We start from the raw sequence: 13,296 nt of genomic DNA on the forward strand, positions 1-13,296 counted from the left end.
AGGGAGGGGAAAGGGGTGTGAGTCGGGTACCGATGCGCGGAACAGGGCAGCGCACGGCGGCAGCAAACCGTGACAGGTTCGCGTCGCAGCGTGGCCGGACGCAAACGGTTTTCCACGCCGCCGTACAGATCCGGCTGCCGTGCCAAGCGGGGTGCCACCATGGACCGATGAGGAACGGCGGAGTGCGCGGAGTGTGTGAGGGACGCGGGGTGCGCGGGGCGCGCGGAGCACGGCGTGCGACGGGCGCGAGGTCGGCCCTCGGATCCCTCCGGGCGGCCCTGACGACTTTGACGGCGGTGACGGCTCTGGCGACCGTGACAGCCTGCGGCGGCACGGAACACGGCAGCGGCGCGGAACACGGCAGCCGTGCGGACGTCGGCAAGGGTGCGCGCACAGGTCCGGCCGCCACCCAGGATCCGACGCGAATCCCGGGCGTCGGCGACCGATGGCAGCGGCGTATCCCCGCCGACTCCCGCCAGGTCGTGGCGGTCTACGGCGACGGCAGAGACTCCTCGAGCGCGACGGTCGTGCTCTACGCCAGAGAGGGCTCCACCTGGGACCGCGTCCACAGCTGGCCCGCGCACAACGGCAAGAAGGGCTGGACGACCAACCACCACGAGGGCGACAACCGCAGCCCTGTGGGCGTGTTCACGCTGAGCGACGCGGGCGGCGTCCTCAACGACCCCGGGTCGAAACTGCCGTACACACGCTCCGCCGCCTTCGCCGCACCGCGCTGGTGGGCGAAGTCGTACTGGCACGACTTCGACTACGTCATCGCCATCGACTACAACCGCGTCAAAGGCACCCCGCCCAACGACCCCACCCGCCCCGAGGGTCAGGGCAAGGGCGGGGGCATCTGGCTGCACATGGACCACGGCAGTGGCACCTCGGCCTGCGTCAGCCTGTCCGAATCGGCGATGGCGTATCTGCTGCGCACGCTCGATCCGGATCGGCATCCCGTGGTGGTGATGGGGGACTGGGCAGACCTAAAACGCTCACGCTGACGCGGGAGGCGTCATTGCGGCGGCGGCCCGACTCCCCGTAGAACACCGGCCATGAAGAGACGAATCGTCATGTCCATGTTCGCAGGAGCGACCCTCCTGGCGAGCTCGCTGTTAGGCGCGGCCCCCGCCCGATCGGCCGATGCGCCTGCCGAGTTCGGCACCGACTGGCACGACCCGGTCACGGCCGCCCCGCCCGTCGCCAAGCCGTCCGGCAAGTCCTGTCAAGTCACCCTCGCCGAGGCGCAGTTCCGCGACTTCACCCCGTACAAGGGCACCTACACACCGCCCGAGGGCTGCGGTGAGCGGTGGAGCAAGGTCGTGCTGCGGATGGACGGCAAGGTCAAGGGACGCCAGTTCGACCGGCTCGGACATCTGCACGTCGGCGGGGTGGAGATCTTCCGTACGTCGACGCCGGAGCCGTCACCCGACGGGATCGAGTGGTCCGTCGAGAAGGACGTCACGCGGTACAGCGACACCTTCCGCCGCGGCCAGGACGTCGAGATGCTCATCGGGAACGTCGTCGACGACACCTACACCGGCGTCATCGACGTCAAGGTCACGCTGACGTTCTACGCCCCCTCCGCGACCGCCGCCCGCCCCTCCGCGACCGCCGCCAGCCCCGTCACGAACGCCGCCCGGCCCGCCACGAGCACCACCCGTTCCACCCCCACCCCCGACCCCACCCCTGACCGCGTCCTCACCCCCGACCGCGTCCTCACCCTCCAGGACGGCACCGTCACCACCCCGCGCAACAGCGAACGTATCGTCGCCGAGGTGTACGCCACCGGATCCGGTGGCGGCTGCGAGGAGTTCTGGTACCTGTCGGCGCCCGACCCGGCGCCCTACTCCTGCAAGGCCGGCGACGGCCCCTACCGTGAGGTGCAGATCGAGGTCGACGGCCGACTGGCCGGAATCGCCGCACCGTTCCCGCACGTCTGGACGGGCGGCTGGTCCAACCCCTTCCTCTGGTACGTCACTCCGGGACCGCGCGCCTTCGACGTCAAGCCGATCGAATACGACCTGACACCGTTCGCCGGCCTCCTCAACGACGGCCGCCCGCACCGCGTCGAGGTCTCCGTCGTCGGCGTCCCGGAGGGGCAGAGCGGCTGGAGCGCACCCGTGAACGTCCTCGTCTGGCAGGACGCGAAGAGCGCGCACGTCACCGGGCGGCTCACCGGGCACAAGGTCGGCGAACTCGCCAACTCCTCAACGTACACACCCGGTTCGGAGCATCGGGTGGATACCGAGGGTAGGCACCGGCTGACCGTCGGCGGATACGTCGACACCTCGCACGGCCGGGTCACGACCACCGTCAGCCGGTCGCTCACCAACACCTCCGCGCACCGCTGGACCGACGGCGAGAACCTGGACGCGCTCGACGCCGCCTGGAAGGACGACCAGTCGGTCACCGTCGACGGACGCGGGCCCGCCCGAACGACCCGTACCCAGCGGACGTACACGATGGACGGCTCGATCACGATCGGTGCGGGCGACCGGCTCCGTACCGTGCTGACCCTCGGTGACCGGGCCGCGGTCGGGACGACCCGGGCCGGACGGCGGATCGCGTGGTCGTGGCTCGACGACACCGTCGAGGGCGACGCGTCATGGACGTTGAACGTGCCGCGCGACCAGCGGCACGCGGTCGGCACGACCAGTGAGCGCTTTCGGCTGCACGGCTCGAAGGGGTGCTACGACCGCTCTCTCACCAGCGTTCAGGGGGTGCTCACCGAGGACCGCCGGGCCTGCTGAAGCCGGCGATGTGCGATGCGTCACTCGGTAAGCGATTTACACGGATGCAACACGGAGGTCTTGTGCGGGACCAACATCACCAGCAAAGTGATCGCCACGGAATTCGCTTTCCGTATGGCAGAAGCCCCCGTCCCTGGCTTCTGTGTGCCTCCGTCACCTAGGAGTTCCCGTGCCGCCGTCCGAATCGTCCCTGCCGCGACGCGTCGCACGCACACTGCGTACCTCTCTCTTCGCGCAGGTCGCCTGCGCGCTCGTGCTCGGAATCGTCGTCGGGAAGCTGTGGCCCGGCTTCGCCGCGGATCTTCAGCCGCTCGGCGACGGATTCATCCGGCTGATCAAGACGATCATCTCCCCGCTCGTGTTCTGCGTGGTCGTCGTCGGCATCGCCAAGGCCGGTGACCTGAAGGCGTTCGGCCGGATCGGGCTGAAGGCCCTGATCTGGTTCGAGGTCGCGAGCACGCTCGCGCTGGTCATCGGCCTTCTCGCCGCCAACGTCGTCCAGCCTGGATCGGGGATGAACGTCGACCCGTCCACGCTGAACGCCTCGGCGGTCGACGCGAAGACCGGCGGTGGGCATCTGCCGTCGACGGCCCAGTTCGTGCTTGAGGCCATCCCCACCTCGTTCATCGGCGCCTTCGCCGAGAACTCGCTGCTTCAGGTGCTCATTCTGGCCTGTCTGGTGGGTGCGGCGCTGTTGCACCTCGGTCACACCAAGGTGCCGAAGGTGCTGCCGGCCATCGAGCAGGCCCAGGAGATCATCTTCGCGATCGTCGGCTTCGTCATGCGGCTGGCCCCGATCGCCGTGTTCGGCGCGATGGCCGTCCTGATCGGCAACTACGGCCTCGGTGTCATCGAGACGTACGGCAAGCTGATCATCCTGTGCTACGCGGCCGCCGCGCTCTTCATCGCGCTGCTCGCCGTCGCCCTCAAGGTGGTCACCGGGCTCAGCCTCTGGAAGTTCCTGCGCTACATCCGTGAGGAGATGCTGCTCGCGCTCGGCACCGCCTCCACCGAGTCCGTCCTGCCGCGCGTGATGCAGAAGCTGCGCAAGGCGGGCGCCCGTGACGACGCCGTGGGTCTGGTGCTGCCGACGGGCTACTCCTTCAACCTCGACGGCGCCTCGCTCTATCTGTCCATCGGCACGCTGTTCATCGCCCAGGCCGTGGGCGTGGACCTCAGCCTCAGCCAGCAGATCACCGTAGTACTGGTGCTGATGCTGACCAGCAAGGGCATGGCGGGCATCCCCGGTTCGGCGTTCCTCGCCCTGTCCGCGACCGCCTCCTCGCTGGGCGCGATCCCGGCCGGAGCCGTCGCGCTGCTGCTCGGCGTGGACCGCATCATGGACTCGATGCGCGTCGTCACCAACCTGCTCGGCAACTGCGTCGCCGTCTTCGCGGTCTCGCGCTGGGAGGGCGCGCTCGACCGGGAGCGGGCGAGGAAGGTCCTGGACGGCGAGATCGTGGTCCAACTGGACGACGAGGAGCCGGACGGCGAGGGTCCGGAGGGTGCGGAGCCGAAGAAGCCGGAACTGAAGAAGCCGGACGCGGCGGAGCCGGAGAAGGGTGTCCCGGTACCGTCCGAGGATCCGGTCGTCGCCGTACCGGTCCGGACGGACAAGGGAGCTTCCCCCGAGGCCGGTTGACGTTCGCTCGGCTCAGTAGCAAGGGCTCAGCAAGCGCTCAGCAAGGGCCGCGGCCACCCCTCCGGCAGTACGGAGCGGTGGCCGCGGCCTTCGTGCTCAGCACCCTCGCGCGGCGGTCCCGTCGATCAGCGTGTCCAGCAACTCGCCCAGCACCGACCGCTGGTCGTCCGTCAGCGGCGCCAGGATCTCCTCCGCCGCCGACCGACGAGCACCGTGCAGTTCCCGCAGGGCCCCCCGGCCGTCGTCGGTGAGCTCGATCCGGATCACCCGCCGGTTCGTCGGATCCGGCACCCGGCGTACCTTCCCGCTCGCCTCCAGGCCGTCGACCAGCGTCGTCACCGCGCGCGGGACCACCTCCAGGCGCTCGGCGAGGTCGGCCATCCGGGGCGGCGAGTCATAGTGCGCGAGGGTGCGCAGCAGGCGTGACTGGGCCGGGGTGACCCCCAGGTCGCGCTCCAGCAGGTGGCGTTTCTGGATCCGGTGCGCCCGGCGGGTGAAGCGCAGCAGCTGCTCGGCGAGCGGGCCGTCGGGATCGGGGCTGGTCATGCGGGAACAATATCAGGACGACATTCATTGTGAGCATAGGTAACAATGAGCTAAGCTCCGCCAGTCTCGCATCACCACACCCCCGAAGGAGCCCATGCACCCCGACAACGAACCCACCTGGACGCCACCTGCCGCCGCCAGCAAGGCCGCCAGCAAGGCCGCCAGCAAGGCCGCCAGCAAGGCCGCCAGCAAGGCCGGCAACAAGGCCGGCAACAAGGCCGGCAGCAAGCCCGGTACGAGCCATGCGGACGACGCGAACAACGCGGAGAAGCCGCAGCCCCGGCAGGTGCGCCGCATCCTGAGACTCTTCCGTCCCTACCGCGGACGCCTGGCCGTCGTCGGCCTCCTCGTCGGCGCCTCGTCGCTCGTAGGCGTCGCCACACCCTTCCTCCTCAAGGCGATCCTGGACGTCGCCATCCCCGAAGGCCGCACCGGCCTGCTCAGCCTGCTCGCGCTCGGCATGATCCTCAGCGCCATGCTGACCGGCGTCTTCGGGGTCCTGCAGACCCTGATCTCCACGACGGTCGGCCAGCGCGTCATGCACGACCTGCGCACGGCCGTCTACGGCCGCCTCCAGCGCATGTCGCTCGCCTTCTTCACCCGCACGCGCACCGGCGAGGTCCAGTCCCGCATCGCCAACGACATCGGCGGCATGCAGGCCACCGTCACCTCGACCGCGACCTCCCTGGTCTCCAACCTCACCAGCGTGGTCGCCACGATCGTCGCGATGATCGCCCTCGACTGGCGACTGACCGCCGTCTCACTGCTCCTGCTGCCGGTGTTCGTCTGGATCAGCCGCCGCGTCGGCAAGGAACGCAAGAAGATCACCACCCAGCGGCAGAAGCAGATGGCCGCGATGGCCGCCACCGTCACCGAGTCGCTCTCGGTCAGCGGCATCCTGCTCGGCCGCACCATGGGCCGCTCCGACTCGCTGACCACGGCCTTCTCGGACGAGTCCGAGCGGCTGGTCGATCTCGAAGTGCGGTCGAACATGGCCGGCCGCTGGCGTATGGCCGTCATCGGCATGGTCATGGCCGCGATGCCCGCCGTCATCTACTGGGCCGCCGGCGCGGCCCTCCAACTGGGCGGCCCACAGGTCTCGATCGGCACGATCGTCGCCTTCGTCTCGCTCCAGCAGGGGTTGTTCCGCCCGGCCGTGAGCCTGCTGTCGACCGGCGTCCAGATCCAGGCCTCGCTCGCGTTGTTCCAGCGCATCTTCGAGTACCTCGACCTGCCCATCGACATCACCGAGCGGAAGGACCCCGTCCACCTCGACGCGGTCAAGGGCGAGGTCCGCTTCGAGAACGTCGAGTTCCGCTACGACGGCGACGGCGACGGCGAAGGCCACGGCGGAGGCGACGGCGGAGGCGACGGCAGGAGCCGCCCGATCCTCGACGGCATCGACCTCACCGTCCCGGCGGGCGGCAGCCTCGCGGTCGTCGGCCCGACCGGCGCCGGGAAGTCCACGCTCGGCCATCTGGTGCCGCGGCTGTACGACGTGACCGGCGGCCGGGTCACCCTCGACGGGGTCGACGTGCGCGACCTCGACTTCGACACCCTCGCCCGCGCGGTCGGCGTCGTCTCGCAGGAGACGTACCTCTTCCATGCCTCGGTCGCCGACAACCTGCGCTTCGCCAAGCCGGACGCGACCGACGAGGAACTGTACGAGGCGGCCAGGGCGGCCCAGATCCACGACCACATCGCGGCCCTGCCCGACGGCTACGACACGGTCGTCGGCGAGCGCGGCCACCGCTTCTCCGGCGGTGAGAAGCAGCGGCTGGCCATCGCCCGCACCATCCTGCGCGACCCTCCGGTGCTGATCCTCGACGAGGCGACCAGCGCGCTGGACACCCGGACCGAGCACGCCGTCCAGGAAGCCATCGACGCCCTCTCCGCCAACCGAACCACGGTCACCATCGCCCACCGTCTGTCCACGGTTCGGGGCGCCGACCAGATCGTCGTGCTCGACGCCGGGAGCGTGGCGGAGCGGGGTACGCACGAGGAGTTGTTGGAGCGGGGCGGGCGGTATGCGGCGCTGGTCCGCCGTGACGCCCAACTGGAGCCGACGGGGTGACGTTATGCCGGGTTTGTGAGCATGTGCGGGTTACCGTGCCCGCATGCACATGAACACTCCGTCACGGAGCACGATTCGACTGACGCGCCGGGGTCGTATCGCCCTGATCGCCGCCGGCGCCGTCGTGGCCGGCACCGTCGTGGCGGTGCCGCTGCTGAGTCTGGGCGAGGACGAGGAAGCGAAGCCGACCTCGCTGGTGATTCCGGCGGGCTGGCGCGCGAGCCAGGTCTACGAGGCCATCGACAAGGCCCTCACCCTGCCGCCCGGGTCCACCAAGAAGTCCCTCGCGAAGCTCGACCTCAAACTGCCCAACGACGCCGACGGCAACCCCGAGGGCTATCTCTTCCCGGCGACGTATCCGCTGGAGCGCGCGGGCAAGAAGGCGACGCCGGACTCCCTGCTGTCGGCCATGGTCGACGCCGCCAACCAGAAGTTCAGCGGCGCCCCGATCGCCGCCGGGGCGCAGCGCAACGCGATGAACCTCTACCAGGCGGTCACCATCGCGAGCATCGTGCAGGCCGAGGCCGCCACGAAGGCCGACATGGGCAAGGTGGCCCGGGTCATCTACAACCGGCTCGAACGCGGCATGCCGTTGCAGTTGGACTCCACCGTCAACTACGCCCTGAACCGCCGCACGCTCAGGACGAGCGACGCCGACACGCGGATCGAGAGCCCCTACAACTCGTACCAGCGCATGGGCCTGCCGCCCACGCCGATCGCCAACCCGGGCGAGGACGCGATGCGCGCCGCGATCAACCCGGCCGCCGGCGACTGGCTCTACTTCGTCACCGTCAAGCCGGGCGACACCCGCTTCACCGCCGACTACTCGGAACACCAGCGCAATGTCGACGACTTCGACAAGGCCCAACGCAAGGCGTCCCCGAAGCCGACGAAGTGAGCCACGGGGTACCTCCCAGCGGGGCCCCGGTGAATCCCTGCGGGTCCTTGGTGAATCCCTGCGGGTCCCTGGTGAATCCCTGCGGGTCCCTGGTGAATCCCTGCGGGTCCCTGGTGAATCCCTGCGGCTCCCTGGTGCATCCCTGCGGGGCCCGGCAGCACCTGCCAGGCGCCTCACCCCCGACGGGAGGTCATGCGGCGACCGATTCGGCCCCCTGCTCCTTCGCCAGCAACCGCCTGATGTCCCGCACGGCCGCGCGGCCGGCTCGGTTGGCGCCGATCGTGCTGGCGGACGGGCCGTAGCCGACGAGGTGGACGCGGGGGTCGGCGACCGCGCGCGTTCCCTCGACGCGGATGCCGCCGCCTGGTTGACGCAGGCGCAGTGGGGCCAGATGGTCGATGGCGGCTCGGAAGCCGGTCGCCCACAGGATGATGTCGGCGTCCAGGCGCCGCCCGTCGCTCCACTCCACGCCGCTCGGGGTGATCCGGTCGAACATGGGCTGCCGGTCCAGGGTCCCGTCAGTTAGCCCCTCCCGGATCGCGTCGTTCAGGGGCAGCCCCGTGACCGAGACGACGCTCTTCGGCGGCAGCCCCTGCCGGACCCGCTCCTCGACGAGCGCGACCGCCGCACGGCCCACGTCCTCGGTGAAGGGCCCCTCGCGGAACACGGGCGGGCGCCGGGTGACCCACGTCGTCGCGGCCGCGTACCGGGCGATCTCCAGGAGGTGCTGGGTGCCGGATGCCCCACCGCCGACCACCACGACCCGCTGGCCGGCGAACTCCTCCGGCCCGGGGTACTGGGCGGTGTGCGACTGCCGCCCCCGGAACGTCTCCTGGCCGGGGTAGCGCGGCCAGAACGGCCGGTCCCAGGTGCCGGTCGCGTTGATCAGCGCCCGCGTCGACCAGGTCCCCGCCGAGGTCTCGACGAGCAGCCGCCCGTCCGTGCCCTCGCGCACGGCACGCACGTCGACGGGGCGCCGGACGCGCAGGTCGAACGTCCGCTCGTACCGGTCGAAGTACTCGGCGATGACCTCGGACGACGGCCGCTCGGGAGCGGCGTCGGTCAGTTCCATGCCGGGCAGCGCGTGCATCCCGTGCACCTTGCCGTACGTCAACGACGGCCACCGGAACTGCCAGGCGCCGCCCGGGCCGGGGGAGTGGACGAGCACCACGAAGTCGCGGTCCGGCTCGAAGCCGGTGCGCCGCAGGTGATAGGCGCTGGAGAGACCGGCCTGACCAGCGCCTATGACGACCACGTCGACGGACTCGACCGTCTCGATATCGTTCACGCTTCTACTAACAGCCTCGAAGGCAAGGATCTTCCCCCGCCCCCCCGGGCCGCCCCCCCCGCCCCCCCCGGGCCGCCCCCCGCCCCCCCCGGGCCGCCCCCTGCCCCCGCCCCCGGCCGTCGGCGCCGCTCGCGACGAGCATCGACCCTCGTGTCACGAACCTTCCGAGGGGCGGGACGCGGTGGTCGACGGCGGCAGGTCGCCGTTGAACCGGGTGTCGGTGAAGCCGCCGAAGTCGACCTTGTTCGGAATCAGCTTCAGATCGGCGAAGGCGTCGACGATCTCCTGCTCGGAGGCGATGAGCGGCTTGTCGACGGCGACCGCGATCCGGGTGGTGTACGTCCGCTTCACGGCGGCCAGCGCCACGTCCTCGGGCAGCCCGGTCTCCTTCGACCAGACCTTCGCCCACTCGTCCTCGTGGGTGTAGACCCACTTGTAGGCCCGCCGCAGGCGCTCCAGGTAGTCCTTGATCGCGGCGGCCTTCTTCCTGTCCTTCAGCGCGCCCGGCGCCGCCACCTGGAAGGTCAGGCCGTTGGTGATGCCGTCACCGGTGGTCAGCACGCGGCCCTGCTTCCCCTTGAGCACCTGCGAGGTGTACGGGTCCCACACCGCCCACGCGTCGACCTTGCCGGAGGTGAACGCGGCCAGCGCGTCGGCCGGCTGCAGGTACTTGACCTTCACGTCGCTCAGGCTCAGCCCGGCCTGCTTCAGCGAGGCGACCAGCTGGTAGTGAGCGGAGGAGCCCTGGGCCACGGCCACCGACTTGCCCTTGAGCTGCTTGGTCCCGCTCAGCTTCGAGTCGTTCGGCACGAGGATGGTGTCACCCTTGGACGTGCCGTGCCAGGCGGCCACCACAGTGATCTTCGAACCCGCGCCCGCCGCGAAGACCGGCGGCGTGTTGCCGACCCCGCCGATGTCGACGGCCTTGGCGTTGACGGCCTCCAGCAGTGGCGGACCGGAGGTGAAGGTGGACCACTTGATCTTGTAGTCGAGGTTCTTCAGCTCTCCTGCGGCCCGCAGGATGGCCTCCGAACCGCCCTTCTGGTCACCGACGTTCAGGGTGAGGGAGCCCGAGCCGTCGGTGTCGCCACCGGTCGAGGCCGACGAGCTGCCGCCGCAGGCGGACAGGAGCAGGGCCAGGGGGAGGAGCAGCGCGGCGGGGACGAGGCGACGTCGCATGACGGATCCGTTCTGTGGAACTGAGGAGTAGAGGGGCTTCGCTGTTTTTGTGGGGCGCTTGTTGTGTGTGGGGCGCTTGTTGTTTGGCGGGTTCAGGCGGGTTCAGGCGGCTTCGGCGGCGGTGTCGACGCCGAGCCGCTCCAGCAGTCCGGCGCGCAGTTCGGCGAACCGCGGGTCGGTGATGTCGCGGGGGCGGTCGAGGTCGATGCGCTGTTCGTGGGCGATGACCCCGTCGTCCATCACGAGCACGCGGTCGGCGAGGAGTACGGCCTCCTCCACGTCGTGCGTGACGAGCAGGACCGCGCAGCCGCGCCGCTGCCACAACTCGCCCACCAGACGCTGGGCCTTGATCCGGGTGAGCGCGTCGAGCGCGCCGAACGGCTCGTCGAGCAGCAGCAGATCGGGCTCTCGGACCAACGCCCGTGCGAGCGAGGCGCGTTGGGCCTCACCGCCGGAGAGCGTCTTGGGCCAGGCGTCCGTACGGTGGTCGAGGCCGACCTCCTTCAATGCCCGCTCGGCCACGGCACGGTCGGGCTTGCCCGGGAGGCCGAGCAGCACGTTGCGCCACACCTTCTTCCACGGCATCAGCCGCGGCGCCTGGAAGGCGACGGCCTTGCGGCGCGGTACCAGCACGGTGCCCTCGATGTCACGGTCGAGGCCGGCCAGGATCCGCAGCAGGGTGGACTTGCCGCAGCCGCTGCGGCCGAGGAGGGCGACGAACTCGCCCGGGCGGACGTCGAGTCGCAGCCGGTCGATGACGGCACGGCCGTCGAAGGAGCGGGTCAGCCCGTCGACGTGCACGGCCTGTGGGACGGGTACGGCCTGTGGGACGGGTACGGCCTGCGTGGTCGGTCCGGCCTGCGTGGTCGGTCCGGCCTGTGCGGCCCGGGGACTCACCGGCCGGTGAACGTCGGTCGCCATTGCAGCAGCAGCCTTTCGAGAGAGCGGACGACGAAATCGGCGAGCAGGCCGAGGAAGGCGTAGACGATCAGGCAGACCACGATCACGTCGGTCCGCAGGAAGTCCCGCGCCTGCACCATCAGGAACCCGATGCCGGAGTCGGCGTTGACCTGCTCGGCGAAGACGAGTGCGAGCCAGGCGATGCCGAGCGAGTAGCGCAGGCCGGTCAGGGCGCCCGGCAGCGCGCCGGGCAGCACGACGTGCCGTACGAGACCCCACCTGGACAGCCCGAGGGACTCCCCGGCCTCGATCAACTGGGTGTCCACGCCGCGGATACCGGCGTAGACGTTGAGGTACAGCGGGAACGTCACGCCGAGCGTGATGATGGCGACCTTGGGTGCCTCGCCGATGCCGAACCAGATGATGAACAGCGGGATCAGCCCGACGAACGGCACGGTCCGCAGCATCTGCACGGGCGCGTCCACGAGGTCCTCGCCGACCCGGAACAGGCCCGAGACAAGCGCGAGTCCGGTCCCGACGAGCGTGCCGAGCGCCAGCCCGGCGGCGACGCGCTGGAGGGACGTCCCCATGGCCGAGGCCAGCGAGCCGTCGGCGATCAGGTCACCGCCGACCTGGGCGATACGGCCCGGCGAGGCGAGCACGTCGGCCGTCAACGCGCCGGTGCTGCTGAGCAGTTGCCACAGCAGGAGAAGCAGGACGGGGCCGGCGGTGCGGCGCAGCCAGCGGGGGACGCGGGTGCGGCGGGAGGAGGCGGGGAGGAGGGGGACGACCTCGACGGCTGATACCGGCTGCTCAAGATCTGACTTGACGGATATATCCGTCTTAGGAGAGTCGGGTGGGGCATGGCTGATGCTCATGAGTGCTCCAGAGGGCGATGAGCGTGAACGGGGACGCGCTTCAGCGCCGCCGGGCGGGATCAGAACCGGGCAGGCGCACGCGGGAAGCGCGGGTGAGGGGTGCGGAGAAAGGGGGCGTCAGCAGCCGCGGCGACACGCGGCGGAGGCCACCCGCAGCAGGTCGATGTGACCGCGCGTGGTGAGCAGGGCTGAACGCAACATGCCGCAGAAGCTAGCCAGATGACGAGGTCATGGTCAACGGTGTCTCGCGAAGTGGACCTCGCGCTTCACGGCTCGGCCGTCTCGTCGGCGTCCCCTGCCTCGTGAACTTGGGTGGATGGGCGAGGATGGAGTACATGTCAGACGCCTTCACCACCCGAGTTCTGAACGTCGCCTCCGGCTCCTCGGAGCGGGTCGTGGACCTCACCCGCGACTGCGAGGCCTTCCTGCGGGAGGCGGCCGCGGGCCGCGACGGTCTGCTGAACATCTTCGTCCCGCACGCCACGGCCGGCATCGCCGTCATCGAAACCGGCGCCGGCAGCGACGACGACCTCCTGGCCGCCCTGCACACCCTCCTGCCCGCCGACGACCGCTGGCAACACCGCCACGGCAGCCCCGGCCACGGCCGCGACCACGTCCTCCCGGCCCTCGTCCCGCCCCACGCGACACTGCCGGTGATCGACGGACGGCTGGAGCTCGGGACGTGGCAGTCGGTGTGCCTCGTCGATACGAACAAGGACAATCCTCGTCGGCAGGTGCGGTTGTCGTTCCTTGCGTGATGAGGGTGCCGACTGTAGGTCTGCGGTCCGGCCGTACCAAACGAGTCTGGCTCGCACTCTGCAACCCACTGGGCACCCAGCCGACATCGAGCGACGCGGTGACAATGAAGCCGTAGGTAGGGTGCTGCTGTGTTGCCGGTCCCCCAAGTCGACTACGCGCAAGGTGGCTTGACTCGACGTCACAGGACGTGGGGACGCCTGGGGGCTCTCAGCTTCGGATGTGCTGGACGGCGCGGCGGACTCCTGCAGGGGGCAGCTGGCGAGCGCCTGGCGGGCCGGGACGCCGAAGGCCCAGATGTCGGCGGTCGGTCGGGACCCGCGTTCCCCGCTCGGTGAGCTCGGGCCTGAGTAGTTCGCGCGGCGTGTGGCAGGCGTCGTGA

12 protein-coding genes are annotated in these 13,296 nt (G+C 70.2%); 6 read left to right on the plus strand and 6 right to left on the minus strand.

The genetic code is table 11. The annotated features are described in order from the left end of the window. The first annotated feature begins 287 nt into the window (after positions 1–287). The 3 genes from AQJ67_RS42345 (at position 288) to AQJ67_RS42355 (ending at position 4,395) form a co-directional block, all read left to right on the plus strand. On the plus strand, positions 288–1,004 hold the full coding sequence (locus AQJ67_RS42345) for a L,D-transpeptidase family protein (RefSeq protein ID WP_244190787.1): 717 nt from the start codon (positions 288–290) through the stop codon (positions 1,002–1,004). 51 nt (positions 1,005–1,055) lie between these two features. Further along, on the plus strand, positions 1,056–2,753 hold the full coding sequence (locus AQJ67_RS42350; protein WP_062725162.1) for a peptide-N4-asparagine amidase: 1,698 nt from the start codon (positions 1,056–1,058) through the stop codon (positions 2,751–2,753). A gap of 169 nt (positions 2,754–2,922) precedes the next feature. After that, positions 2,923–4,395: a cation:dicarboxylate symporter family transporter gene (locus AQJ67_RS42355; protein ID WP_062725164.1), complete on the plus strand. Its 1,473-nt coding sequence runs from the start codon at positions 2,923–2,925 to the stop codon at positions 4,393–4,395. 96 nt (positions 4,396–4,491) lie between these two features. On the opposite strand, the gene AQJ67_RS42360 is transcribed toward AQJ67_RS42355, so the two are convergent. Next, positions 4,492–4,941, minus strand: a complete 450-nt coding sequence (locus AQJ67_RS42360; RefSeq protein WP_062725166.1) for a MarR family winged helix-turn-helix transcriptional regulator — start codon at positions 4,939–4,941, stop codon at positions 4,492–4,494. Positions 4,942–5,227: 286 nt separating this feature from the next. Here AQJ67_RS42360 and AQJ67_RS42365 point away from each other — a divergent pair, with 286 nt between their 5' ends. Both AQJ67_RS42365 and mltG read left to right on the plus strand, forming a co-directional pair. Further along, entirely contained in the window at positions 5,228–7,015 is a 1,788-nt protein-coding gene (locus AQJ67_RS42365; protein ID WP_063807421.1) for an ABC transporter ATP-binding protein, read from the plus strand. Between the two features lie 43 nt (positions 7,016–7,058). Beyond that, the gene (gene mltG / locus AQJ67_RS42370) at positions 7,059–7,913 is read left to right on the plus strand and encodes an endolytic transglycosylase MltG (RefSeq protein WP_062725170.1); all 855 of its coding nucleotides are present in this window, start codon (positions 7,059–7,061) and stop codon (positions 7,911–7,913) included. A 190-nt stretch (positions 7,914–8,103) separates the two neighbouring features. Here mltG and AQJ67_RS42375 read toward each other — a convergent pair whose 3' ends face one another. The 5 genes from AQJ67_RS42375 to AQJ67_RS50925 all read right to left on the minus strand — a co-directional run bounded on the left by AQJ67_RS42375 (position 8,104) and on the right by AQJ67_RS50925 (position 12,359). Further along, the gene (locus AQJ67_RS42375; RefSeq protein WP_208615144.1) at positions 8,104–9,201 is read right to left on the minus strand and encodes an NAD(P)-binding domain-containing protein; all 1,098 of its coding nucleotides are present in this window, start codon (positions 9,199–9,201) and stop codon (positions 8,104–8,106) included. A 153-nt stretch (positions 9,202–9,354) separates the two neighbouring features. Next, entirely contained in the window at positions 9,355–10,380 is a 1,026-nt protein-coding gene (locus AQJ67_RS42380) for an ABC transporter substrate-binding protein (protein WP_062725172.1), read from the minus strand. 102 nt (positions 10,381–10,482) lie between these two features. Then, complete coding sequence (locus tag AQJ67_RS42385) at positions 10,483–11,301, minus strand: ABC transporter ATP-binding protein (protein ID WP_062725173.1); 819 nt, start codon at positions 11,299–11,301, stop codon at positions 10,483–10,485. Continuing rightward, positions 11,274–12,158 carry an ABC transporter permease gene (locus tag AQJ67_RS42390; protein ID WP_062725175.1) on the minus strand — a complete coding sequence of 295 codons (885 nt, stop codon included), beginning with the start codon at positions 12,156–12,158 and terminating at the stop codon, positions 11,274–11,276. Before AQJ67_RS42390 ends, AQJ67_RS42385 begins: the two co-directional genes overlap by 28 nt. A gap of 117 nt (positions 12,159–12,275) precedes the next feature. Beyond that, complete coding sequence (locus AQJ67_RS50925) at positions 12,276–12,359, minus strand: putative leader peptide (protein ID WP_349817350.1); 84 nt, start codon at positions 12,357–12,359, stop codon at positions 12,276–12,278. A gap of 134 nt (positions 12,360–12,493) precedes the next feature. Between AQJ67_RS50925 and AQJ67_RS42395 the strand changes: the two genes are divergently transcribed. Beyond that, the gene (locus tag AQJ67_RS42395) at positions 12,494–12,916 is read left to right on the plus strand and encodes a secondary thiamine-phosphate synthase enzyme YjbQ (RefSeq protein ID WP_062725230.1); all 423 of its coding nucleotides are present in this window, start codon (positions 12,494–12,496) and stop codon (positions 12,914–12,916) included. Positions 12,917–13,296 lie beyond the last annotated feature (380 nt).

The sequence above is a fragment of the Streptomyces caeruleatus genome (assembly GCF_001514235.1).
Taxonomy (GTDB): domain Bacteria; phylum Actinomycetota; class Actinomycetes; order Streptomycetales; family Streptomycetaceae; genus Streptomyces; species Streptomyces caeruleatus.